Annotated in this window: 20 protein-coding genes and 4 tRNA genes; 11 read left to right on the top strand and 13 right to left on the bottom strand. The window is 37.6% G+C overall.

Annotated features, from left to right (window positions below; genetic code table 11):
* Positions 1 to 59: 59 nt before the first annotated feature.
* Together ASE92_RS01590 and ASE92_RS01585 are read right to left on the bottom strand one after the other, a co-directional pair.
* Positions 60 to 1,727 (bottom strand): sensor histidine kinase KdpD, encoded by a 1,668-nt coding sequence (locus ASE92_RS01590; RefSeq protein ID WP_056848355.1) that lies wholly within the window; start codon positions 1,725 to 1,727, stop codon positions 60 to 62.
* Between the two features lie 3 nt (positions 1,728 to 1,730).
* Positions 1,731 to 3,617 carry a prolyl oligopeptidase family serine peptidase gene (locus ASE92_RS01585; RefSeq protein ID WP_056848354.1) on the bottom strand — a complete coding sequence of 629 codons (1,887 nt, stop codon included), beginning with the start codon at positions 3,615 to 3,617 and terminating at the stop codon, positions 1,731 to 1,733.
* A gap of 266 nt (positions 3,618 to 3,883) precedes the next feature.
* Here ASE92_RS01585 and ASE92_RS01580 point away from each other — a divergent pair, with 266 nt between their 5' ends.
* Positions 3,884 to 5,707 carry a tetratricopeptide repeat protein gene (locus ASE92_RS01580; RefSeq protein ID WP_056848353.1) on the top strand — a complete coding sequence of 608 codons (1,824 nt, stop codon included), beginning with the start codon at positions 3,884 to 3,886 and terminating at the stop codon, positions 5,705 to 5,707.
* Between the two features lie 65 nt (positions 5,708 to 5,772).
* Complete coding sequence (locus ASE92_RS01575) at positions 5,773 to 6,309, top strand: GNAT family N-acetyltransferase (RefSeq protein WP_056848352.1); 537 nt, start codon at positions 5,773 to 5,775, stop codon at positions 6,307 to 6,309.
* Here the strand turns inward: ASE92_RS01575 and ASE92_RS01570 are convergent.
* The 3 genes from ASE92_RS01570 to era form a co-directional block, all read right to left on the bottom strand.
* Positions 6,283 to 6,792 carry an N-acetyltransferase gene (locus ASE92_RS01570; RefSeq protein ID WP_200926309.1) on the bottom strand — a complete coding sequence of 170 codons (510 nt, stop codon included), beginning with the start codon at positions 6,790 to 6,792 and terminating at the stop codon, positions 6,283 to 6,285. The two genes, ASE92_RS01575 and ASE92_RS01570, sit on opposite strands and share 27 nt — an antisense overlap.
* A gap of 176 nt (positions 6,793 to 6,968) precedes the next feature.
* A complete protein-coding gene (gene der / locus ASE92_RS01565) occupies positions 6,969 to 8,270 on the bottom strand; it encodes a ribosome biogenesis GTPase Der (RefSeq protein ID WP_056848351.1) in 1,302 nt (433 codons plus the stop codon).
* Between the two features lie 128 nt (positions 8,271 to 8,398).
* Positions 8,399 to 9,295: a GTPase Era gene (gene era / locus ASE92_RS01560; RefSeq protein WP_056848350.1), complete on the bottom strand. Its 897-nt coding sequence runs from the start codon at positions 9,293 to 9,295 to the stop codon at positions 8,399 to 8,401.
* 114 nt (positions 9,296 to 9,409) lie between these two features.
* Here era and ASE92_RS01555 point away from each other — a divergent pair.
* The 5 genes from ASE92_RS01555 (at position 9,410) to ASE92_RS21660 (ending at position 10,378) form a co-directional block, all read left to right on the top strand.
* Positions 9,410 to 9,485, top strand: a tRNA-Met gene (locus tag ASE92_RS01555).
* A gap of 80 nt (positions 9,486 to 9,565) precedes the next feature.
* A tRNA-Glu gene (locus tag ASE92_RS01550) sits at positions 9,566 to 9,637 on the top strand.
* Positions 9,638 to 9,916: 279 nt separating this feature from the next.
* Positions 9,917 to 9,992 (top strand) — tRNA-Met (locus tag ASE92_RS01545).
* Positions 9,993 to 10,023: 31 nt separating this feature from the next.
* Positions 10,024 to 10,095, top strand: a tRNA-Glu gene (locus ASE92_RS01540).
* Between the two features lie 130 nt (positions 10,096 to 10,225).
* Complete coding sequence (locus ASE92_RS21660) at positions 10,226 to 10,378, top strand: DUF6364 family protein (RefSeq protein ID WP_369817392.1); 153 nt, start codon at positions 10,226 to 10,228, stop codon at positions 10,376 to 10,378.
* A 439-nt stretch (positions 10,379 to 10,817) separates the two neighbouring features.
* Here the strand turns inward: ASE92_RS21660 and ASE92_RS01535 are convergent, their stop codons facing one another.
* From ASE92_RS01535 to ASE92_RS01525, 3 genes are read right to left on the bottom strand one after another with little or no spacing between them, the layout of a single operon-like run.
* Positions 10,818 to 11,057: a hypothetical protein gene (locus ASE92_RS01535; RefSeq protein WP_056848349.1), complete on the bottom strand. Its 240-nt coding sequence runs from the start codon at positions 11,055 to 11,057 to the stop codon at positions 10,818 to 10,820.
* A gap of 10 nt (positions 11,058 to 11,067) precedes the next feature.
* Complete coding sequence (locus ASE92_RS01530) at positions 11,068 to 12,069, bottom strand: SPFH domain-containing protein (RefSeq protein ID WP_056848348.1); 1,002 nt, start codon at positions 12,067 to 12,069, stop codon at positions 11,068 to 11,070.
* A 3-nt stretch (positions 12,070 to 12,072) separates the two neighbouring features.
* Positions 12,073 to 13,347 (bottom strand): hypothetical protein, encoded by a 1,275-nt coding sequence (locus tag ASE92_RS01525; RefSeq protein ID WP_056848347.1) that lies wholly within the window; start codon positions 13,345 to 13,347, stop codon positions 12,073 to 12,075.
* Between the two features lie 230 nt (positions 13,348 to 13,577).
* Here ASE92_RS01525 and ASE92_RS01520 point away from each other — a divergent pair, with 230 nt between their 5' ends.
* From ASE92_RS01520 to ASE92_RS21310, 4 genes are all read left to right on the top strand, one after another.
* Positions 13,578 to 14,018, top strand: coding sequence for a GNAT family N-acetyltransferase (locus ASE92_RS01520; RefSeq protein ID WP_082454875.1), 441 nt, complete (start codon positions 13,578 to 13,580; stop codon positions 14,016 to 14,018).
* Positions 14,019 to 14,130: 112 nt separating this feature from the next.
* Positions 14,131 to 14,355, top strand: a complete 225-nt coding sequence (locus ASE92_RS01515; protein WP_056848346.1) for a hypothetical protein — start codon at positions 14,131 to 14,133, stop codon at positions 14,353 to 14,355.
* Positions 14,356 to 14,481: 126 nt separating this feature from the next.
* Positions 14,482 to 14,874 carry a helix-turn-helix domain-containing protein gene (locus ASE92_RS01510; RefSeq protein WP_056848345.1) on the top strand — a complete coding sequence of 131 codons (393 nt, stop codon included), beginning with the start codon at positions 14,482 to 14,484 and terminating at the stop codon, positions 14,872 to 14,874.
* Positions 14,875 to 15,003: 129 nt separating this feature from the next.
* Positions 15,004 to 15,591 carry a hypothetical protein gene (locus tag ASE92_RS21310; RefSeq protein ID WP_200926307.1) on the top strand — a complete coding sequence of 196 codons (588 nt, stop codon included), beginning with the start codon at positions 15,004 to 15,006 and terminating at the stop codon, positions 15,589 to 15,591.
* A 255-nt stretch (positions 15,592 to 15,846) separates the two neighbouring features.
* Here ASE92_RS21310 and ASE92_RS01500 read toward each other — a convergent pair whose 3' ends face one another.
* From ASE92_RS01500 to ASE92_RS01480, 5 genes are all read right to left on the bottom strand, one after another.
* Positions 15,847 to 16,734 (bottom strand): family 16 glycosylhydrolase, encoded by an 888-nt coding sequence (locus tag ASE92_RS01500; protein WP_235527257.1) that lies wholly within the window; start codon positions 16,732 to 16,734, stop codon positions 15,847 to 15,849.
* A gap of 52 nt (positions 16,735 to 16,786) precedes the next feature.
* Positions 16,787 to 18,190: a PKD domain-containing protein gene (locus ASE92_RS01495; RefSeq protein WP_056848343.1), complete on the bottom strand. Its 1,404-nt coding sequence runs from the start codon at positions 18,188 to 18,190 to the stop codon at positions 16,787 to 16,789.
* Between the two features lie 11 nt (positions 18,191 to 18,201).
* The gene (locus ASE92_RS01490; protein ID WP_082454941.1) at positions 18,202 to 19,710 is read right to left on the bottom strand and encodes a RagB/SusD family nutrient uptake outer membrane protein; all 1,509 of its coding nucleotides are present in this window, start codon (positions 19,708 to 19,710) and stop codon (positions 18,202 to 18,204) included.
* Between the two features lie 10 nt (positions 19,711 to 19,720).
* Positions 19,721 to 23,077 carry a TonB-dependent receptor gene (locus ASE92_RS01485; RefSeq protein WP_235527256.1) on the bottom strand — a complete coding sequence of 1,119 codons (3,357 nt, stop codon included), beginning with the start codon at positions 23,075 to 23,077 and terminating at the stop codon, positions 19,721 to 19,723.
* Between the two features lie 212 nt (positions 23,078 to 23,289).
* Positions 23,290 to 24,462: a FecR family protein gene (locus ASE92_RS01480; RefSeq protein WP_056848341.1), complete on the bottom strand. Its 1,173-nt coding sequence runs from the start codon at positions 24,460 to 24,462 to the stop codon at positions 23,290 to 23,292.
* Positions 24,463 to 24,663: the final 201 nt, after the last annotated feature.

Below are 24,663 nucleotides of genomic sequence, written 5' to 3'. Positions count from 1 at the left end.
ATTTTCAATGCATTAAGTTCAAATAGCCTCAATCGCGTTTCTACTTTTAACTTTCCACTTTAACTATTATAAGGCAGCACAATTTTAAACTCTGTGCCATTGCCCACTTTGCTCTTAACCGAGATTTCTCCCTGCATAAAGTTAACCAGTTCTTTACAAAATGCCAAACCTAAGCCTACGCTTCCCATTTGATTGTATTCATTCTGTATCCTGAAAAACTTTTTAAATATATTGTTTAATTCAGATGCCGGAATACCAATTCCTTTATCCGCAAACCTAAAAACCAAAACACCCTTAATTAGCTTTGCACTAATGTGAAGTATCTTCTGAGCAGGTTTAGAATATTTATAAGCGTTTTCTGCTAAATTATCGAAAAGGCTTCCTAATAACACCGGGTCTGTAATAAAGGTTTTAAACCCTACAACTTCATAAGTAATTTTAAAATCAGGATGTTTTAATGTATGCGATTCAATTGTACTTTCGATGAAATCTTCAATATTTACCTGCTCCTGGTTAAGCTTTATGGCTTTGTTTTCAATTTGAGTAAAAGCCAGCAGCTTATTCATTAAGCCATTGAGTTTATCCGCTTCCTCATCTAAAATTTTACCATAAAGTTGCTGTTCTTTTTGACTTAATGCAGTTGCACTTTTAATGTTGTTGCCTGCAATTTTAATTACACTAACCGGTGTTTTAAACTCATGGGTAAGGTTGTTTACAAAATCATATTGAAGCTTAAACATTTTACTGTTGATGTTGAGATTACGGTAGATTAGAAAAGCTACCAACAACAATACGCCATACACCAAAAGCAATACTAAAGCAATCGGCATAAAGTAAATAAATATTTCTTTTTTGATATATGATTTTGACGAGGTGAAATATAATTTGAAATCAGAAAATGCACCCGGCAGAGCAATTTCAGTAGTCATATTCTCATCAGAAGTATCAATTGGGTCGTAGGTTAATGGCTCAACTTCAATTTTTTGATACAACAATGGTCTTGTATTAATTACCTTAATCTTATTTGGGTCAAGTTGAAATACCAACATATCCTGCTGATAAACCGGCAAAGGATTCAGCTTATGCCGCATCATATCCTTGTAGATTTTTAAATCTTCGCGTCGGGGAATGTTTAGGTAAGTGATTTTATTTGATTTTACTACAGAAAAATTTGTGAAAAGTTCTTCCTGGGTGGGTACAGCTGCAGTATCCAATAGGTCTACAAAGGTTACCAGCTTGTAAGCCATTGCATTAAAATCATCTCCAACTTTAAAAGAACGTGTATCAAATTCAGAAAACAGCTTTACCGAATCTGGTGCTATGGTTTTACCAAATTGGTAGATGGATTTCGGTCCTATAGACAAATTTCCGACGTTCATCCCGTCTTTCACAGCAACGTTTTTTACTTCGGTATCATAAAAAGTAACTTTCGAAATAAATGGATATTTAATCGTTACGGTATCTACAAATTTTGCCGCAGTTGCAGAATCCAAAAAGCCATTATAATATGAAATTTCAGGCATTTTGTTCTGAAAAAAATCGTTGTAGGCTTTAATGCTTTGCTCTAAAACATTTACTTTTTCTGATACGAATTCGTTTTCAATAGACTTTTTACTGAAGTTAAAAGCCAAAAACAACGATAGGATAAATAGAATGGAGATGAGAACAATAAAGGTAACACCAAGCGAGAAATTTTTGCGATAACCACTTTTTTTGTCGAGGGCCATAATCTATTTCTTGCTCAGATTTGTTTTTAAAAACTCTTCCAACGCTTTATACAATGCAGTTCTTCCTTGCTGGCGTAATACAGGGTTTGGCCCTTCTTCTTTCTCGATATAGGTAACCGGCACATTTCTCTTTTTCAACTCCTTGATGAACTGAACACCTTCTGCCACATTTACCCGTGGATCTTTAGGGTTTTGCGCAATAAAAACAGGCGTTTTAAAACGATCGGCATGAAATACGGGTGATGCAAAACGCATATAATCTGTATCAGTTACCGGATTGCCAACAATTTCATAATACATTTGCAGGTTCGATTTTAAAAACGGAGGAATGGTTTTCAGATAACTAAACAAGTTAATTACTCCAGAATTTGATCCGCCGCAGCTGTAAAGATCGGGATTTTTATACAAACAGTTTAATGCAATATAACCGCCAAAACCATTCCCATAAATAGCCACTTTTTTAGGATTTGCGATTTGCTTTTCGATTAACCAGCGCACACCATCGTTTACATCTTCCTGTATCTTATCGCTCCACTGTTTAAACCCAGCTGCATAAAATGATTTACCATAACCTGTCGATCCTCTGTAGTTTACCTGCAAAACAGCATAACCCCGACTGGCCAAAAACTGCACTTCAGCGTTATAACCCCAACTATTTCTTCCCCCCGGCCCATTATGTGGCAATACCACAACCGGAAGATTTGTTGCTTTTTTGTTTTTCGGGAGTGTGAGGTACCCATTAATGGTTAAGCTATCGCGACTTTTGAAACTAATTGGCTTCATATCGCACATCATCTCTTCTTTAATGGAAGAATTAATATCAGTAAGTTTTTTTAATTTATTATCACTTGCCGTGTATAAGTAGTACGAACCTGGGCTTTTATCGGTAAATGTTCTAATCACAAAAACTTTTTCCTGCTTGTCCTTATCCATTATCCGCCATTCAGAGCCTGGCAAGTTTAAATCAATTTTGCTATAGGTATCTCTGGACTCGCTATCCAGATAGTATTTTTGTTTTTTCCAGGTTTCGCAGGTTACAAATAGCATTTTCTTTTTTGCCCGTGAATATCTCGCATCCACTACATTCAAAGTGTCATTTGCAAACAGCACTTTCTTTTCTTTACCTGTTTTCAAATCAAGAGAAACTAGCGCATTTTTATCCCTATTCACATTCGATATCGCATAGAGCATGTTTGGCTCTTGCTCTGAAAATGCAATAGGTCGGAAAGTGGTTTCAAAATTGTTGCTGAAAACCGGCTGAAACGACTGATTTTCATTTTCTCGATACAAAAGTGTTTCGTTTACACCATCACTGGCGATAGCAATTTTTAAAACACCCTTGTTATCCGTCATCCATTCGGTAATATTGCCTGGATTTTTAGCCGCAATATCCATTTGGCCGTTCCTAACATTTAAACGATAAACATCAAACACTGTAGAATCTCTTTTATTGGATGCAACAATGATATATTTATCGTCAATAAGCTGATCTTCGATAACCTTTAAACGCGTCTTTTCATTTGCACTAAGTTGTACCTGCTTGCTTCCATCTTTGTTAATTACAAAAATATCCGAACGCCGGTCTTTAGATTCATCTTCTGTGTAATAGATCAATTCATTATTGCTTGTCCAGAAATGAAAACTGATTGTTTTTTCTGTTAAATGCGTCAGCTGAACACTGTTTCCAGTGGCTAAATCTTCAACAAAAAGATCGAGTTTTTTATCCTGAAGTTTGAGGTAAGACAAACTTTTACCATCCGGAGAGATGTGATAATAAGCTTTATCGAACGTTTTAAAGAAATCATCTACAGGTATAGTCTCTCCCTTTTGAGGATGCTTACATCCCCAAACTGAAGCTATTAAAACAAATAGAATAATTCTTTTTAACATAAATTAATTTCTCACGGGATGACAAAAATAAGGAACCCTGTTAGTTTACTATGCTTTACACCAACAATGTTACTTATCAAAATGAGATGCCAACGGGCTCAATTTAGTATTTAAAAAATACAGACAAATAAATTGCAGGTAACATTATTATTGGAATTAATCGGCCTTGCTTAAGCTTTCAACTAAATCCATTTAGTTAATGTTTAACCAATCGGGTTTTTAGCTTTCAGCCTTTTTAATTACTTTTAAACCTTATAATTGGCATAATGAATAGACTAATCGTATTTGTATTTTTCTTGTTAACATTAGGTGCTAATGCGCAAGTTTTACGGCTAAATCCACCTATCGCTGCCGATAACACGTCGTTAATTATTCAATATTATCGTGATGGAGAATATGATAAAGCTGTTATTTTATTAGAGAAAATTTTTGCCAGTCCTAATAATGAAGGCTATTTTGATATTTATTTCAATTCTCTTTTGAAATTAAAACGTTACGATGTTGCCGAAAAAGCTGTAAAGAAGCTCATGCGGCAAAGTCCAGAAAATGATGCTTATCCTGTTGCACTAGGTAAGCTCTATCAAGAAAAGGGCGATATTCAGGCAGCCAATAAAATCTTTAATGAGGTAATTAATAAACTGCCGAAGGATGAGTTTAAAATCCGTAGTATGGCCAATAGCTTTTATAGATTTGAAAATTATGATTTCGCTGTTCAAACTTTTAAACAAGGCAGGAAAATACTGGGTAATGATGAGTTTTTTGTTTACGAGCTTTTAAACATTTACCGTTTTAAAAAGGATAAACCAATGTTAATGCAGGAATATTTAGATGCATTGGCCACACTCCCACAGTTACTGCCACAAGCGCAAGCCATTTTGCCTGTAATTTTTGATGACAAGGCCGATTATCAAACCTTTCAGACAGGCATTTTAAAAAAGATCCAAAAATTTCCAGATGCAGAGGTTTACATCCAGTTATTAACCTGGAATTACATTCAACAGCAAGAGTTCGATATGGCATTGCGCCAGCTGATTGCTTTCGATAAACGCACTAAGGCCGATGGTGGCACTTTGTTTAATGCGATATATACTTTCGTTGATAATAGCGCTTATGAAACTGCTATCAAAGCTTATGAGTACCTGCTCACTAAAGGTAAAGATAACCCATACTATTTACCATCTAAAATCGAACTGTTAAATACCAAATACAATATCCAAACTACTGGCAAACCAATTTTAGCAGACCTTAATTTATTAGCCAAAGATTATCAAACTCTGCTTGATGAAAATGGAAATAATAAAAACACTTTATTCGCGATTAAAAAATTAGCGAATCTCCATGCATATTATTTAAATCAGGCTGAGAAGGCCGAAAAAGGTTTGGAAGAAGCTTTGCAAATGCCAGGTTTAAGTAGCCAGGATCTTGGTCAGTTGAAACTTGATTTGGGTGATATTTATATTCTTACCAACCAACCTTGGGAAGCCTTTTTAGTATATGAGCAGGTGAGTAAACAGTTTGAAGGTCAATCTATTGGTAACGAGGCTCGTTTTCGAAGTGCAAAACTTTCCTTTTATCAGGGTAATTTTGAATACAGCAATGGCCAATGCCAGGTATTAAAGGCTGCTACTTCACAATTAATCGCTAACGATGCTTTGAATTTAAGTCTACTAATTTCTGATAATATTCAAACCCCAACAGATAGTAATGCTTTGAAAATGTACGCTGATGCAGAAATGTTGATTTTTAGAAATTTACCGGTAAAAGCAATTACTAAATTGGACAGTATAGCAATTGCTTATCCGCAAAATGGGCTTGCTGATGCAGTAATGATGACCAAGGCAAAAATCTTTATTAAATCAAACGAATTCCAAAAAGCTGCAGAGATTCTAAAAAAAGTAAGCGAAGATTTTAAAGATGGCATCTGGACCGATGATGCGCTGTTTACACTTGGCGATTTGTACGAGAAAAAACTGAACGACATTGTGCAGGCAAAACTTTATTTTCAAAAACTGATTACCGATTACCCGGGCAGTATGTTCAGCGCAGAAGCCCGCAAAAGGTTTAGAAACTTACGGGGAGATGGGGTTTAATGCAGCATTAGTTCGAAAAGATAATCAACAAAAACTGTAAATTAGCTTCTGTTCAATGCTCCACCATGATAGAAACCGATCGGCTTATTTTAAAACCATTGCTTCATGATCAACTGCTAAAATATATTCGCGATGATCATTCTCTGGAAAAAGAATTCGGACTTTTACCCACCAAAAAAAATATTTCGAAATCATTACATGATGCACTTCAGCAAACTATTTTACCCAACGTTTTCGATAAAGATAAAGACTATCTCTATCACACCTTGTGGGTAATTATTTCTAAACCAGACCAAAAAATGGTTGGCGATATTTGCTTTGTTGGTGAACCCGATGCTGATGGAGAAATTGAAATTGGCTACGGCACTTACGAAGAGTTTAGGGGCAAAGGCTTTATGACCGAGGCAGTGGGCAGAATAATTGAATGGGCAAGGGAACAACCAAAGGTTAAATCAATTTATGCTGCAACTGAAAAGGGTAATGTAGCCTCCTATTCCATTCTGGAGAAAAACCATTTTGTAAATATTGGTGAGGTAGATGATATGTTAAGTTGGGGAATCGAATTGAAAAGATTGCTAAACGACAATCTCGAAGAGACTTAAACTGATTCCCTCATAGTGTTTCGGCAAACCTTCCGATTTTTCGAGTGTAACTACGCCAACATAATCAAAACCGCAGCCAGTATAATATGCTAAAAGCTTCTCATTATCAGCCCAGGTATCCATACGAATAAATTTTATATCGTTTTTGGCTGCATAATCTTTAGCCCATTTGATAATTTCTTTTACGAACGAATAACCACGATAAGCAGGATGCGTAACGATCCGATGAATGTAAATTGAATCGTGGTCGCGATCGCCCCAAATGAGCTGATCATTAAAAGTTACTGCAAATACACAAGCTACTTCGCCATCAACTAAAATTTTATATTGGCGGTTATCTGAAATTTCTGTTTCTACCAACTCCCTGCTAAAGCCTTGCCAGTGTTTGTTAAATACTTTTTTTTGATGAGCAACGGCCATATCGTAAAAGTCGAAAATGGCATCTATATCTAAAAGCTGGCTATTTTTTACTTCGATTTGCATGGCGTAAACTTAAAATATTAATTTTTGGCTTGCACTAAATTGATAAAAATTTCTTTGAGATTGATTGTAACTTCACCATGACGGTAAAACAAAGCAGGGGTCGTTTTCCTATAGAATGCGACCCCTGCTTATTTATCATATTAAATTAGGCTTCCGTTAACCCCAGTGTCACCTGCTTATTTTTGTCGGAAAAATATTTGAATTGGCGAACCTGAAAAATCAAAATTCTCTCTTAATTTATTCTCAATGAAACGTTTATAAGGATCTTTAATATACTGAGGCAAATTACAGAAGAACGCAAACATTGGCGAGGTGCCGTTAATTTGCGTAATGTATTTTATTTTAATGTGTTTACCTTTTAAAGCCGGAGGTGGAAACTTTTCGATCAACGGCAACATTACATCATTTAATTTCGATGTAGGAATTTTCTTTCCACGATTTTTGTAAACCTCTAAAGCAGCTTCAATGGCTTTGAAAATACGTTGCTTGTTTAATACTGAAGTAAATACAATAGGCACATCGGTAAACGGACGAATACGCTCGTGGATTTGCTCCTCGAAAGCTTTCATTGTTTGCGTATTTTTCTCAATCAAATCCCATTTGTTGATTAAGATTACAATACCTTTTTTATTTTTTTCAGCAAGGTGGAAAATATTAATATCCTGACTTTCGATACCTTCTACAGCATCGATCATCAATACCACCACATCAGCTTCTTCCAAGGCCTTGATGGTACGCATTACCGAGTAAAATTCTAAGTTTTCTTTAACCTTAGTTTTTTTACGCAATCCGGCAGTATCGATCAACATAAACTCATGCCCAAATTGGTTATAATGAATTTTGATCGAATCGCGGGTGGTACCAGCATTTGCGGTTACAATATTACGCTCTTTCCCAATTAAAGCATTAACCAAAGATGATTTACCTACATTTGGGCGACCAGCGATGGTAATTTTTGGCAGTTGATTTTCTTCTTCAGGGATATCTTCGAAATTTTTAACGATTTCGTCTAACAACTCACCTGTACCAGAACCAGTCATTGACGATAGTGGGTAAACTTCGCCCAAACCAAAACCATAAAAAGTATGGATTTCATTGTACAGTGCAGTATTATCTACTTTGTTTGCGCAAACATAAACAGGTTTTTTACTTCTGCGTAAAACCTGGGCAATATCATCATCCAAATCGGTAATGCCAGTCGTTACATCAACCATGAATACTAAAACGCTTGCTTCTTCAATAGCAATCATTACCTGCTCGCGAATGGCCGCCTCATAAACATCTTCAGAATTGGCTACGTAACCACCAGTATCAATTACGGTAAATTGCTTGTCCGTCCACTCGCCAACGCCGTAATGTCTGTCGCGGGTTACGCCGCTCATATCATCTACAATTGCCTTGCGACTTTCAGTTAATCTATTAAAAAGGGTGCTTTTGCCTACGTTTGGCCTGCCTACGATGGCGATAATATTACTCATTTTGTATTTATGATTGTAAATTTACGATTGTAGATTTTCTATCACAAACGTAAAAATTGTTATGTCTATATCAATTAGCCATTGATTATCAACTCCTAACCGATTTATTTCGGGCTGCAAAGGTACGGTTAATTATCGTAACCAAAGCTCTTTAGGTAATTCTTTTTGCTTCTCCAATCAGGAATTACTTTTACAAACAACTCTAAAAACACTTTCGAATCCAAAAATTTCTCTACTTCCAAACGGGCTTCTGTACCTACTTTTTTAAGCATGCTGCCACCAGTACCAATTAAAATATTTTTCTGTGAGTCGCGTTCTACCACAATTTCAGCCATGATCCGCACCATGCTACCTTTTCCATTTTTAAGTTCTTCTTCCTTAAAACTTTTAACAATTACCTCGGTACTGTAAGGAATTTCTTTCTGGTAGTTTAAGAAAATCTTTTCGCGGATGATCTCAGAAACGAAGAAACGCTCCGAGCGATCGGTTAGTTCCTCCTTATCATAATAAGCCGGATGCTCGGGCAATAACTGCAAAACATGATCTAAAATTCCATCTATATTATGTTTATGTAAGGCCGAGATGGCATAAATAGAAATGGGATTTAGCTTTTCTTGCCAATAAGCAATTTTTTCATCAACCTGCTCTTGCAACGCTTTGTCGATTTTATTAATCAACACAATTGTAGGAATATCACGGTTTAGTATTTTCTCTAAAACATCATCTTCATCATGCGTTTCGTTGATGTCTGTAACGAATAAAAGTACATCGGCATCGGTCAAAGATCCGTTCACAAAGCTCATCATACTCTCCTGCAAAGAGTATTTTGGCTTAATAATACCCGGAGTATCAGAAAAAACGATCTGATAATCTTCCTCATTTACGATACCTAAAATACGATGTCTTGTGGTTTGCGCTTTAGGAGTTATGATGCTAAGTCGCTCGCCAACAAGCACATTCATTAGGGTAGATTTGCCAACATTGGGTTTACCTATTATACTAACAAAACCTGCTTTATGCGCCATAGAAATATTTTTAAAAAAAAATTTGCAGCACAAAGAAACGAATTATATCTTTGCATTCCAATTCGGAAACAGAGTTAAGGATTTAATTCAAGTGAAAAAACGAGTTGTATATAATGCGGGGTGGAGCAGTTGGTAGCTCGTCGGGCTCATAACCCGAAGGTCGCACGTTCGAGTCGTGTCCCCGCTACCAAGTAGTCTGAAATGGTCAGTACCAAGTCCGAAGTCTTATTGACTCAAGACTGAGAACTAAAGACTCAAGACTGATTTAATGGCCCGTTCGTCTAGGGGTGAGGACGCCAGATTTTCATTCTGGAAACAGGGGTTCGATTCCCCTACGGGCTACACTAATAACAGAAAGTTGATTTAAAGCGATACCGCTGACGATCAACTTTTTTTCGTTTACGAGTATCGTTTGGTATCGTGCCTGTCTGGAGTTTTGCTTCCCCTATATCTTCCCCTTTTCTGCAAGACCAATAAAAAATCAGCCTCATAAAAAATAATCCATTAAAAATCAAGCAGATAATTTAAATATTCCGAAAATCTTTGAGAAGCCTTTTGAAAACTGAAAATATTATATACCTTTGCACTCCTTCAAACGAAGAATCTTTTGAAGATATAGAGTGCGGGGTGGAGCAGTTGGTAGCTCGTCGGGCTCATAACCCGAAGGTCGCACGTTCGAGTCGTGTCCCCGCTACCAGAAGAGTTGAAAGACACTCTAATTATTTAATGGCCCGTTCGTCTAGGGGTGAGGACGCCAGATTTTCATTCTGGAAACAGGGGTTCGATTCCCCTACGGGCTACAGAAACTCCGTCACGGAAACAACATGGAGATTTATTCCATAAAAATCAACAAAAAACCTTCAAAATCTGAAGGTTTTTTTTGTTGATTTTTTTTTGGTGCAGTCTTTTTAAATGAGATTCTAAGCACGTATATTTGATTTAGTTATCACACGTGTTCTGATTACTAAACTCACATTAACGATAGAGGATACAGTAATTGATTCGGCTAAAAAATATGCCCGCCAAAAAGGAAAGAGTTTATGTGATATCGTAGAAAATTACCTGAAATCTATCTTACAATAACATATATTACATTCTTCGTCAGTATATGCCCGGAAATGCTATTTTGAGATTGCTGGAGGAACTGGCTGATATGACGGAAATAACAGACGTAACAGCTGCTGTTATTCGTCAGTCGCTTAAAACGGATTTTAAAGATTTGAAGATGCCATTCAATACCATAGTGCCCTAAGCATCCCCGATTTAGATTTTATTGTCACTCGAAATACCAAAGATTTTAAAAAGAGCAATCTTGCCGTTCTCACACCGACTGAAGCATTGGCTAGCTTTAGTTAAACATAGCGAATTTGTCTCATAGGCTGGTCAATAGATCACCGCCCATGTTCGCCAAAAGTATCAAATCGTCCCGAAAGGTGTTTGACAACTGTAACGCTTGGGCTACAGAAAGCGATTTGTTTATTCAAACCGCTTTTTTCATTTAAGACCCTATTCTTCTTGACCTTTAAACCTTAGGATGTGCCCGATTACCTACGGACTTATCGTAACCTTCTGCGTTATCCTTAAAATAAAATCCGTAACTGATAATAAGCACCACGATGGCGATGCCTAATATTAGCAAGGTAGCACTGCTTTTTATTACTGTTTGCAGGCTCACCACTTCGATATTCCAAATTCTCAAACCCAATATGCCTAAAAAAGCAATAACAAGAAGAACAATAAAAACTCCAATAATCTTTTTCATAACGGTTTCTTTAAAACTTATTTAGCCATTCTGTTTTCTTTTGATCAAACTCATGCTGCGTAATAATGCCTTCATCTAAAAGAAGTTTTAGCTGTTGGAGTTTCGCAACCGGATCGGCAGCAGAATTGTCAATCTGTTCGTTGCGTATGGTATCGAAAGTTTTTCCAATCTCCATGCCTACCCCAAACTGTAAACCCGCTCCTGCCAAACCTCCCTCATTTCGGGCGGCATCTCTTAAGGCTCTTAACTTTTCAAGCTCTACATAAGTTAAACCACCTTCTCCTGCAGCCATAGCATCGGCAGTGATATCTGCAATCTTTCCAATTCGTTCTTTTGTAGCCTCGTCGAACACTGTCCCGTTAAGTTTAAAATCCGTTAGAACGAAACCCAGGTTACTTACCTCATTATTAATCTGATCTTTTATATTGTGAGAAAGCAGTGGCAGTTGCGCATCAATGTTTTGATAAGACACGCCACCTTGTGCAAGCGAAGAGGCTATGCCTTGCGGAAAACGACTTTGGAGCATTTGCCTTGCATCAAGAACAGTGTATTGATCTGACGAGCCAATTACATTACTGAATAAATGTTTCGCATCTGCTATTTTAAACGAAAATGAGCCGTTTGCACCAAGCTCAACTGGAATCTTATAAACGGGATCAATATATTTAATAGCCTGAACAGTGCCCCATCCCTGGTTTACATTTTCTGATGTACGGTAGAAATAAATTTTCAATTTGTGTTCACTTTCAAAAGCAGTACGCAATTTTAATAGCGTGGTAATGAAAGGATGATTATCAGTTTCCAGATCATAAATGCCCTCTGCTGTAATTTCATCAGTTAGCTTTCCTTCGTAAACCAATAAGGCACCCTGCCCTGGCCCTACAATTAGTTTACTGGCATTTTTAAGTTCATCATTACCAGATGGAAACTTGTACACTAAAATCTCTGGGTTTTGATTATCCCATTCTATTACCTGAGATAACTGGTTTTTGAAAAAGTTTATTATTCCCATGGTTTACCTTAATTTAAATTCTTTAATTAATTTTCCGTCCATTTCAATAGCGAGCAGGAAACTGCCTGCTCTGACCACAAATCCATCTTTGTACCGAATGCCATCATGGAAATTTTCATGAGTTGGAACTGGGTAGCTAAAGACTAACTTACCGTTTTTTGCATCAATGCATTGAATATTAGTTGGTGATTTATCTGCCGGGGTTTTATCGGTAGCGATAACTACATAGTCGTTATCACTAAATAGAATTTTAGGATCAAAATACACCCTGCCTGGGGTGAGATCGGTGTAAGAACGGAGAACATCCCAAAGAAAATAGTTGAGTATTTTTTTACCTCTATAATTCATCCAGCTTAAATGCACATAATAATCAGGTCCGCCTTCATTATCTTTCATGGTATATTTAAACAATTGTATTTTCTCTTCAGGGTAATCATCACTATGCAACGAAAACCTATATTGTGTTTTTAGCTTTTCATTTATTTCTTTTTTCTCAAATGCAGGTTGGCTGGCGCTCATTTCATCTTTGGTGTAAATTTTATCAATCAATGGGAAAAAGAAAACATTCATACCCTCGTTAGTCATCAAGTTAAAGGCTTCTCCATTGCTATCATATGCAAACTCTGCATTTGCAATACCACTCGCCAGCGCTGTATGATTTTTAAATAAGCTTTGCGTTACATCAATTGGCGAATAATTTTCTTTATCGATTTTATAGATGGTTGTTTTATTGGCGATGGCATATAAATCGCCGTTGCTAAATTGTTTTAATTTAAAATTGTTACTATTCGAAATACTAAAAGTCCCTATTTTTTGTGTCTTAAGTTCTTTATCTGATATCAAATCGTAAAAACTAATATATGTACCTGTTTCATTTTCATCATCATTACCCGAATACCTGCGGGCACCAAAAACAACAACAATGGGGTGTCCATTTTTATCAGCATAAGCCAACTGCTCTTGAGAATACCAATTAAATTCTGGCCGAACATATCCGTTTAAATTATTGCTTTTTTTGCCTACAAAAAGTAATGGAACTATCAATGCAACAACAAAAAATGCAGCGACTACCGAGCCAATAATTAGACCGACTTTTTTACCTCCACCTGTATTAAATTGAGGGGTATTGTAATTTATATTGTGGTTAATGTTGATGTCGTCATTATCCAAAAAATATTCGGTGTTGCAACTGCTGCAAATAAAATGATCAGCCTTGATTTCTGTTTTACCTATGCTGCCACAGTGCGGACATTTAATTGCTTTAATTTGTTTTGCCATTTACGGTAAAATATTTAATTCGTTCCTCATCAATGTTCAATATTAAAGCCATCACCGGTATGTTTGTTTCCAAAATGTATATGTGTTTATATCTGTTTATTATTTGTGAGGTATGTACTGATATTCGTTTCTGATGTTCAGCTTAATGGCTCGCGATTTATTAAAAATCTGCTTTCTGATATCGATTTCGTCTGAAAATAGCTACATTAACGCCCCATCAACTCTCTGGAATGCAAAAAATAAATATCATCAAGGCAACCCAAAATGATTATGAAATATTGATCAAAGTATGGGAAGCATCCGTAAGGGCAACACATCATTTTTTAAGCGAGAGGGATATTCTAACTTATAAGCAAATGATTTTATCCAAATATTTCGATCTAGTTGATCTATTTTGTTTCAAAGCGCATGATGTTATCCTGGGATTTTTAGGTTTATCAAACGATACTATTCAAATGCTATTTATTGATCCAAGTGCGAGAGGCAAAGGAATTGGTAAAGAATTGATGAAATTTGCGATCGAAGAAAAGAAGGCAACAAAAGTGGATGTAAACGAGCAAAATGAACAAGCAGTAGGCTTTTATAAACATTTGGGCTTCGTTATAATGGAACGCTTTGAAAATGATGATGCGGGTAAACCGTACCCTATTTTAGCAATGAAACTTGGATAGCGATCAGCCAAAAACTGAGCACCAATTTATTAATTCCTAATACCAAATTTAAATTAAACGAACCTTTGCACCTGTAGAATGTTGTTACTCATATTTATTTAATAAGAAGATAATGGCAAAGGAAAAGAAGAAAAAAGACAGTAAGAAAAAAGGCGGAAAGAAAAAAGACAAAAAAGCAAAGAAAAAAGGCCAGAAGAAGAATAAGCTTGGCGTAAAAAATTCGTTGGTTAATAACATCAATGCCCGTAAAAAGAAGGGCAAATCCCGCTCTAAAAAGAAATCGAAAATTAGCAAGAAAGCTTACAAAAAAATGCAAAAAGGCTGGAAGAAAAAGTAAGCTAGAAGAATTGTACCAAATGATTTTAAAATAGCGCTAAAAAGTGAAAATCTACTGTGATATCAAAAGGGTACTACTTTCCCAAAGGATAGCAGTATCCTTTGGGAAAGTTATTAACTTTATACCATGGCTTTTAACAGAGAAATTCACACCCTTGAAACTTGTAATACCAGTTTAAATGCAGTAAGAGATGCCCTTTATGTTTTAAACGGAAAATGGAAGTTACCATTAATATTAACACTTCAGGATGGCCCGAAACGTTTTAATGAAATTCAAAAGTCGTTAGGCGACATTACCCCTAAAATTTTATCGAAAGAATTAAAGGAGTTGGAACTGAACGAATTTGTACTGCGTAAAGTGTTCCCTACCACTCCTGTAACTGTTACTTACGAGCTCACTGCATACAGTGGATCTTTAGATAAAGTGATTGACGAACTTAGAAATTGGGGAATGCAACACCGCGAAAGATTAGTAGCAAGCAGAAAGACTGATGGTATTTTAGACGAAGTTGAAGCTTAAATGAGCAGGATAAGTTTCATACTCGCCACCCCCACTAAAACTTTCCTCGTTTTCGAACTTATAAAAGTTTAAATCCCCTATTTACATGATTATCTGTAATATCGGTTATCTTTGCCCAAAATAAAAGCGATGGCGGTATTACATAAAAAAGAAGAAAAAATTCAGGCAGTGCTGGGTAGGTTGCCTAAAAAATATACAGACGAGCAATTTGTAGAGATGTTTATCAGACTTTATTCGAAGGATTGGGGCAAAATTAAATCTGCGTACATTAAACAATCTCAGGATAAAGAACCTGGCCACATCATTAATATGCCAAAGCCAGAGGTTTATTTAAGACAAATTTTAGTTAACTACTTACAAAATATTGATGCTCCTAAAGCTGCAGAAACCAAAGAGGAAGTGAAAGTTGACGCTCCTGCCGTTGAGCGTAAAGCACCAGCTAAGAAAAAAGAAGTGGCAGCCGAAGAAACTATTGCTGAACCAAAAAAAGCTAAAGCACCTGTAAAAAAGAAAACAGAAGTTACTGATGAAGACGTTGTTGCAGCACCAAAAAAGGTTAAAGCACCAGCTAAGAAAAAAGAGGTTGCAGAAGAAACAGTTGCAGAAGTAAAAAAAACCAAAGCGCCAGCTAAGAAAAAAGTTGTGGTTGAGGAAGAAATAGTAGCTACTGAAAAGAAACCTAAGGCGGCAGCAAAGAAGCCCGCAGCAAAAAAATAAAAATATTTTCTGCTCAATATAATAAATAGGCTTTTTAGCTGTTTATATATTTGAGAGCGTTAATTTAGATGACGGGGATAGGTCGGTATGATTTATCCCCGTTCTTTTTTAACAGGATTTTTTTAAACTCGTTCCGCTGAATTTATTTCGGCATTTTATAGCATGAAAAATGCTAAAACACATTTTCATTGACGACTAAACGCAAAAAAAGCCGTTCCAAACAGAACGACTTCAACAATTAAACTAACCTGCAAATTACTTATCAATCATTTTATAATAGCGAACATAATCTACTTCCATTTTTTGTGGCCAGATAGAAGCATCTACACCTTGAGCTCCTCCCCAATCGCCACCAACAGCAATGTTTAAAAGCAAATGGAATTTTTTATCGAAAGGCCAGGCCTTGTATCCGGTACCTTCGTTAGCAAACTCGAAAACTTTCACATCATCAAAATAGCCTCGAATGGCATAGGGCGTCCAGTCTACGCGGTACAAATGAAAGGCAGTGCTCACGCCATCAATTTTTTTAGTACTCGATTTTTGTGTGTTTATTTTAAAATAATAAGCTTCGGTATGCGTAGTAAAATGAACCATGTCCTGGTCGTAACCTACATGCTCCATAATGTCAATTTCTCCTGATTTTGGCCAATCTCCATAGAAGCGATCGGTGGGTAACATCCAGATGGCTGGCCATGTTCCTTTTCCAAAAGGCAGCTTCGCTTTTATTTCGAAACGCCCATATAAGGCATCCAGCTTATTTCTCGTTACCATTCTAGCTGACGAATAATCTCTTCCACCCATACTTTCTTTCTTAGCTGTGATGGTTAAAAGCCCGCCCGCCACATTGGCATTATTGGTAGTGTTGGTGTAAAACTGGAGTTCGTTGTTGCCCCAGCCACTTCCACCAGTATCGTAATCCCAATTGCTTGTTAACGGTGCTCCGGTATTCGTAAATTCATCGGCCCAGGTTGGTGAGGTTTCAAACGTCCATCCTTTATCTACTGGCGGGCCGGCAGGTGTTGGCGGAACATATACCAAACCATTATCATCAGTGCCTTTAGAACATGAACTTAACCAAATTACAGCAAGAGCAAATGCAGCAAAAATTTGTTTCGTGAAATATTTTCTTGTCTTGATCATCATATCGATATATAAAGATCAGCTGGCCTTAAAATCCAACTGATCTAGCACAATTTTATTTGAATTCGAAGTCATCTATGTAAAAGAGCCCTGGATTTGGATGCCCTTCTCCACCAAGCTGAACCACAATTTTATCGTAGAGCGTTTGCCCGCTGATACCTGAAAAATCGAACTCTAATTGCGTCCATGTATTATATTGAACAGCCGTTAAAGTTTTCACAATTTCGGTTTGAGTTTGCCAGGCATTGCCACCCAGCAAAGAGTTTTGTAGTTTTACTGAAACGGTTGCTGGTGTTTTAGTGAAATCATTTCCGCCAGGGAAGAAAACTTTTAACCTCACCTTATTTGTAGTGGCTAAGTTAAATCGATATGGCATGGTTACATTTAAATTCCCATACTGACCGTCGCCGCCTGCTTTTTTCTCGTAATAACCCACTTTTGCAGAGGTATTTACTGGAAACTTGGCAGGATTATCATAAGGCCTAACAAAATCTACATTCTCTGCAGTCCAGCTAAAATTTGCCGTAGCTTGGAAATCATCACTTAAATTGGCCGCTTGCAATGGTTTTTGAATTACGGGCCGCACATAACCTTTTTTAACGAGTTTCAAATACCAGGCATTTCCAGCATTTGCTTTATCTAAACAACGCAGCCACATTTCATTCTCGTTTAACGATAAAATTTGATATTGAGATACGCCCAAATAATAACTGATAAAACCTCCGCCAGAAATAGTTAGGTATTTTACACCATTGGTTTCTGTTATCAACCACGTTAAGTTGGTTGCCGGCGTATAGTTTACCGTTGGATCATTTGATCCAGCGGGGCCACCAATTCCAGGCGCATTTGCAGCGTTGGCAAAGGTTGTTCCTTTATTATCGTAGGTATATTTTAAGGCATTCATGTTAAAGGTCATCTCATCATCGTAAAAACCCTGTCCGTTTTTTTCATCTGCCGCAGCCTGATACCAATCGGGTGCTTGCGAAGTAATTGGACCAACACCTAAATGACCTGCAGATTTTTGATCAATAACCCAGGTGAAACCTGCTGCATTAGATAAGCCACCAGATAATGTGGTAAAGGCTGGATCAGTTAACATAGCAGGATTTGTTGCTGCAATTACTACCGTTTTGGTGCTTGAAACAGAACCTCCTGCAGTTGCAATTGTTAATTTTACGGTGTAAGTTCCGGCGAGAGGATAAGATGCAGTCACTGTATTTCCATCAGCTGTAGCGCCATTGCCAAGATCCCACAGGGCCTTAAAACCAGGAGATTGATTGACTAATGTAACCACATTGGCATTTGTTGAGGTCGGCGTTATGGTAAACTTCACTTGATCTGTTGTTGGTGCAGCATCCAGCTCTTTATCGTTATTTTCTTTTTTGCAAGCGCTAAAGCTTAGCACAAACAGCAGGCTTAAAAACCCGGCGGTTTGTTTAATGATATAATTTAATTTCATGGTATATCTAATTAATTATAGCCTGGATTTTGTTTAATTACGCCTTTTGTCAAGTCGATTTCCTGTTGAGGAACTGGCAGTAATTCGCTTTTGCCTGCTTTGAAACCCAATGGACCCAACACGGCAACAGCTTTGTTGGTGCGTACCAAATCGAAAAACCGATGTCCTTCAAAAGCCAACTCAAGTCTGCGCTCATTGTAAATATTATCAAGTGTTGCAGGTACTGGGGTTAAACCTACTCTAGCCCGAACGGCAGTTAATAATTCCAAAGCTCTCGTTGCATTGCCTCCTGATCTTACTAAAGCTTCTGCTTCCATTAGGTAAGTATCGGCTAAACGCATTTCAATTTCATCTATTGGCCAGTTTAATTCGGCAACCCCACTATTTGATCGATATGCCTTTAATGGCGCATATTTTTTAATGAAGTAATCGGTATTCTGATAACGAGCGGTATAAGTAGCACCTGCAGCTTTTAGGGCAGTGCCGTCTATAATAGAAGTTGCAAAACGTGGATCAGCTTTCATGGCATTTACTAAATCGAGCGTTACAGGGCAAAAGCCCCATCCTGCAGAATAAGTATCGCCATTATAGCTATCCATGCCAATAAATTGGGGTGCAACATTTCCTTCGCCACCATTTACCCAACCCCAATCGCCCCAGGCAGATAAGGTAGAATGAGGAATCTCTAAAATTACTTCTGAATTAAATTTATTATCAGGTCTGAAAATATCAGCATAATTTGGAAGCAAGGCATAACCATATTCATTTCCGGTTTTATTCACATCATTAAATAGCGTTGCGGCTTCTGTCAATTTACTATTGTCATTTTGGAAAAGTAACACCTTACCTAATAATGCTTTCGCTGTTCCTCTAGAAATTCTACCTTTTTCATTAGCGGCTACCGTTGGCGGCAGACTAGGAAAGGCTTCTCTCAAATCTTTCTCTACTTGTGCATAAATTGCTGCAGGCGCCGATTGTGTTTGTGTGTAAAGATCGGCCGTTGGTATTTGTTTGGTAATTAACGGAACATTGCCAAAAAACCGAACTAAATCAAAATAGAAGTAGGCACGTAAAAACTTAGCTTCGGCTGTTATTCTAGATTTAAAAGCAGCACTTAAATTTGTGGCTTTCTCAATTTTATCTAAAATGATATTCGCCCTGTTTATTCCAGTGAAATTTTTAGACCATAAACCCACCTGTGGACCCAACCTCGAATCCATATTGAAGTTATCGTATGCTACCCAGCCTGGCTGATCTGAAGCATTACCTCCGCCTGCCCAGCAATCATCAGATGCGGCACTTAGCAAGGGCTGCTTCATGGTATAGCCACCACTTGTACCCCATTGCATTACATCGTAAACGGCAACCAGGCCTTGATAAACTTCTGTTTCATTGCGATAAAAGTTTTCTTCTGTCGCTGTTCCTTTTGGCGTTAACTCCAGAAAGTCTTTCTTGCAGGAAACCATTAACTGCATGATGGCCAAAATGGCTATCGAATATTTTATATGTTTAGTTTTCATCTCTATATTATTAAAATCCAACATTTACACCTACAAAGAACGATCTTGCCTGTGGATAGAAACCGCGATCGACACCTAAACTACCACCACCAATTTCCGGATCGTAACCATTATATTTAGTTAGCGTAAATAGGTTATTTGCCATTACATAAAATTTAAGGTTATCTAAGCCCACTTTATTCACAAGCGTTTTTGGCAATGTGTATCCAAGCTGAACGTTTTTCAATCTGAAATAAGCACCACTCTCTAAAAACAAATTAGAAACACGGCTATAATTTTTGTTATCATCAGCCAATGTAGCCCGAGGAACCGTATTGCTTGTTCCCTCACCTGTCCAACGGTTTAAAATGTTAGTGGTATAGTTTGATGGACTTAAATCGAATCTTCTTAAACCATTAAATATCATATTTCCAGAAACACCTTGGCCGAAAATGGAAACATCAAAGCCTTTGTATTTGGCTGAAAATGTTAATCCATAAGTAAAGTTAGGGTTAGATTTTCCTAAGAAAGTTCTATCCGCATCACTAATTACACCGTCGCCATTCAAATCCAAAAATTTAATATCGCCAGGTTTTGCATTTGGCTGAATTAATGCGCCAGCACCATTTTTGTAATTGTTAATTTCTGCCTGGTTTTGAAATAAGCCAGCAGTTTGGTAACCGAAAAATGAATCGACAGATTGGCCAACCGCAACACGGGTAACCTCTAAACTTTGTGGCGTAATCGTTTGCCTGCTTGGTATGTAATCTTTATCGGCTCCTAACAGCGTTACTTCATTTTTGATGAACGCTGCGTTACCTGCTATACGAAAACTTACTTCACCAACTCTTTTGTTCCAACCTAATTCGATCTCGAAACCGCGGTTGTATAAATCGGCTGTATTGGCATACGGACCAGAGTTGCCCACATAAGAAGGAACCACTTGCTGCAATAACATGCCATAAGTTTTCTTATTGAAATAGCTGGTTGATAAAGTAATGCCTTCAAACAAGGTCGCATCGAAACCTAGATCGAAAGATGAGGTTTCTTCCCACTTTAAATCAGGATTGGAAAGTGCATTCGGGCTTACTCCATTGGTTAACGTCTGTCCAGATGCTGTTCCTAATGAGTAATTTCTTCCTCCGCTTACGGTTGCTAAGTAGCTAAAATCAGGAATATTATCATTACCGTTAACACCATAAGAACCACGGAATTTTAAAAAGGTTACGATGTTGTTCTTTGGCCAGAAATCTTCTCTCGAAGCTACCCAACCAGCCGATCCTGAAGGAAAATAACCGTATTTATTGTTTGGACCGAAGCGTGATGATCCATCTCTACGGATGATACCTGTGAACAAATATTTCTCATCATAATTGTAGATCACCCTCCCAAATATGGAATTCAAAGTGTTTTGATATTCTCCGCCATAAAAATCCGAATTGGTTCTGGCTACCGGAAATTGCAATGAAGCATCCCGAATGTTATCAACCGGAATACCCTCTTTGATACCACCGTTTGTTTCGCCTTTGTTTTTTTGCGCCGAGTAACCCACTAAGGCGGTAATTACATGCTTTCCAATAGTTTTATCATAACTCAAAGTATTCTCCAGCGACCAAAACAAACCGCGGTTACTATCTCTTGTGTAAGCGGTTAAAGTAGATTGATTGATTGAATTCAGGTAATAAATCGGACGGAATGATTGTCCTCCCCAGAAAGCTAAATCCACACCACCTGTACTTCTCAGCTTCAATCCTTTTAAAAATTCAACTTCAACAAATGCATTTCCAACTACTTTATCGCTCCACGAATTACCTTGAGCAACCTGCAAAGCTGCTACCGGATTTAATATTTCGGATTGTGCATAGTCAGATATCCCATAAGGAAAACCTGCATCATTTCTAACCACCGGATTATTGAGATACTTTGGTAACCCATATTTTGCAGGATCAGTCTCCACAATTGGTGTAATTGGATCCATATTGATGGCACGGCTTAATGGCGAACCATACTCGGTGTTGGTACTTACGCCAATTGAATTGATTCGGGTATAACCGATTGAGTTTCCAAATTTGATATTCTTGGTGATTTTATGCTCGAAATTAAATCTGGCTGTAAATCTTTTAAACTTCGAATTTTGCGTGGCCACGATACCATCCTGATCGAAATAACTGAAAGAGCCGTAATAAACTGATTTATCATTACCCCCGCTCATGTTTAAATCGTGGTTTTGAATCATCGCTTTGTTGTTAAATACGGCTTCCTGCCAATCTGTTCCTTCACCGTACTGCGCCGGATTTGGGAAACGAACTCCTGTCACACCATCTGCCAATTGCGATTCATTATAAATGGTGGCGTATTGCGTGGCATTTAATAAATTTAAGTTGGTAGAAGGAGCTTGCGTACCAATGTAATTATTGTATTCTACACGAATACGACCAGTATTTGAGCCTTTTTTCGTAGATACAATGATAACGCCATTTGCTGCACGGGTACCATAAATAGCTGCCGAAGCGGCGTCTTTTAAAACCTCAATCGATTCTATATCCGATTGATTTAAAAATTCGATCCCACCGTTAATCACTACTCCATCAACTACATATAAAGGATTGGCGTTATTAATATTCGCAATACCACGAATTCTAACTACGCCGCCATCTCCAGGCTGACCAGAGCTCGTAGTAACCGTTACGCCCGAAGCTCTACCTTGCAAAGATTGTTCAATACGCACCACAGGCATATCTTTCAAATCAGTAGCTTTTACTGATGCAATGGCACCCGTTACTACGCTTTTCTTTTGCGTTCCGTAGCCGATAACAACAGCATCAGCCAGTAAACCTGCTTGTGGAGTAAGTGTTATCGTTAATCCATTTGATGCCGTAACTTCCTTGTTTTCGTAACCAATGTAAGACACTACTAAAATCGCACCTTCAGTTACATCTTTTAACGAAAATGCACCAGTTACATCCGTTACTGCACCAAGGTTAGAACCCTTTACCTTAACACTGGCTCCTGCCATAGGCTGACCGTTTTCATCCACTACCTTTCCTCGTATATCAACAAATGATCGAATAATTAACGGCATGCCTTCAATAGGCTTACGGTGAATAATAATGGTGTTATTTTTTATTGTGTAACCCAAAGGTTGCTCGCTAAAAATGCGCCTTAAAGCTTCTTTAATATCGGTATTTTTAATTTCGATAGTTACCGGTTTTCCTTCTTTCAGTACATCGAGATCGTATAGAAAGTTATAACCTACGCTTTTGTTTAGCTTACGAAAAACATTCAAGAGCGAGGTATTTTTTTCTGATAGGGTTACGTTTTGTGCATTGGCAGCTCCGTAACTGAGCTGTAAAAAGGAAGTGATTAGTACGACAAAAGTCAATTTCATAATCAGCAGAAATTTAAACAGGCGCCCTTTGGGTTGGGGCAACCATTCAGTATAAAAATTCATATATTTGGTTATTAGGTTTAGAATAGTTGTATCTCACAATTTTACGATTAGAATAAGGCCTTTATTATAGCTGGGAGCGTTGCCGCGCTTCCAGTTTTTTTAGCTAAGCCGAACTCTAAAACTATCAAAGATGATGAAAAGCGTATAGGTTATGGCATAACTAAAATCCTCCTTCCGTCAATTTTAAAATGTACCGCATCAGTTGTTTGAAGCATATCCAACACTTCATTTACGCTGTTGAAACGAGAAATCCGTCCACCGAAAGTTTTGTTGATTTTTTTTCCACGATAATCAATTTCTACATTGTACCAACGGGCAATTTTATTCATAATCGTTTCTATATTCTCTTCATTAAAGCTAAAGAAACCATCTTTCCAGGCTATCGCTTCTTCGGCGTCAACTGCCGAAACCATTATAGATGGCGATGAAGGGCTAATGAGTGACTGCTGACCTGGCTTAAGTAATGCTGATCTAGTAGATTGAAGATTTTTAATTTTCACGCTACCTTCCAACAAAGTTGTTTTGTTGTCTGGCTCATTGTTGTAAGCGTTGATATTAAAATGCGTTCCCAACACCTCTACTTCCTGGTTTCTCCCAGAAGCTAACTCCGTTTTAACTGTAAAGGGAATTCTCTTGCTGTTTTTATCCAAACGCTTGGCCACTTCAAAATACGCCTCGCCTTTTAATTCAACCAATCTTTTTGTCTGATCAAAAGCCGCGGGATATCTTAAAGATGATTCTGCATTTAACCACACTTTTGTACCATCAGGAAGATTAATCTGATACTGCCCGCCACGAGGCGTTTCGATGGTGTTATATAAATCTTTCTTTGCGCTTAAAGTCGAAGCAACTGTATAAATTAATTCGCCATTTTTAGTTTTGGTAATATTTATTCCGGCTTGGCTTGCAATTACTCCATTTGAAGCATCGGTAAGTGAAATTTTCGATCCATCGGCTAGGGTTAGCGTGGCTTTATTTCCTCCTGGCTTAATAATTTTCTGTTCTGTTTTGTTTAAGGCTTGCTTCGTTTCCGTATTTTTTTGAACCTCCCAATTAACAACTACACCAATAAAGAAAAGTACTACTGCCGCAGCAGCAACCTTTAGCCAAAGTGTTTTACTGTGCCTGCTTTTAATTTGTGTTTCCTCTTGAATGGCAGCCCACATTTGGTTGCGGGCATCTGCCAATTCTGAATGGTTTAGATCAGCATGTTTACCCGATAGCTCATTTAAGTGCCACGATTCTATCAAAGCTTTTTCTTCTTTAGTACAAAGGCCGACGCTGTATTTTTTTAAAAGTTTTTCAACTTCCTCTTTACTCATCACTTCAATATATTTGGCTAATTAAATACATGTCGGTTGAGCGAACCCTAGGTAGTAGATGAAATGAAAATATTTTCATTTTTTTTTTAAAAATTTTTAGAAAAGCAAGGCTTGCTTTTCATTTTCATGTTTGTTCCTGCCACATGCTCATACGCCTTCAGGCCTTAGCCACAAGGCCGGTATCCGCCATGTCAGGTTTAG

It is taken from the genome of Pedobacter sp. Leaf41 (assembly GCF_001422545.1).
Taxonomy (GTDB): domain Bacteria; phylum Bacteroidota; class Bacteroidia; order Sphingobacteriales; family Sphingobacteriaceae; genus Pedobacter.
The sequence above is the reverse complement of the archived record's forward strand: the minus strand, read 5'-3'. Positions and strand labels throughout refer to the sequence as shown.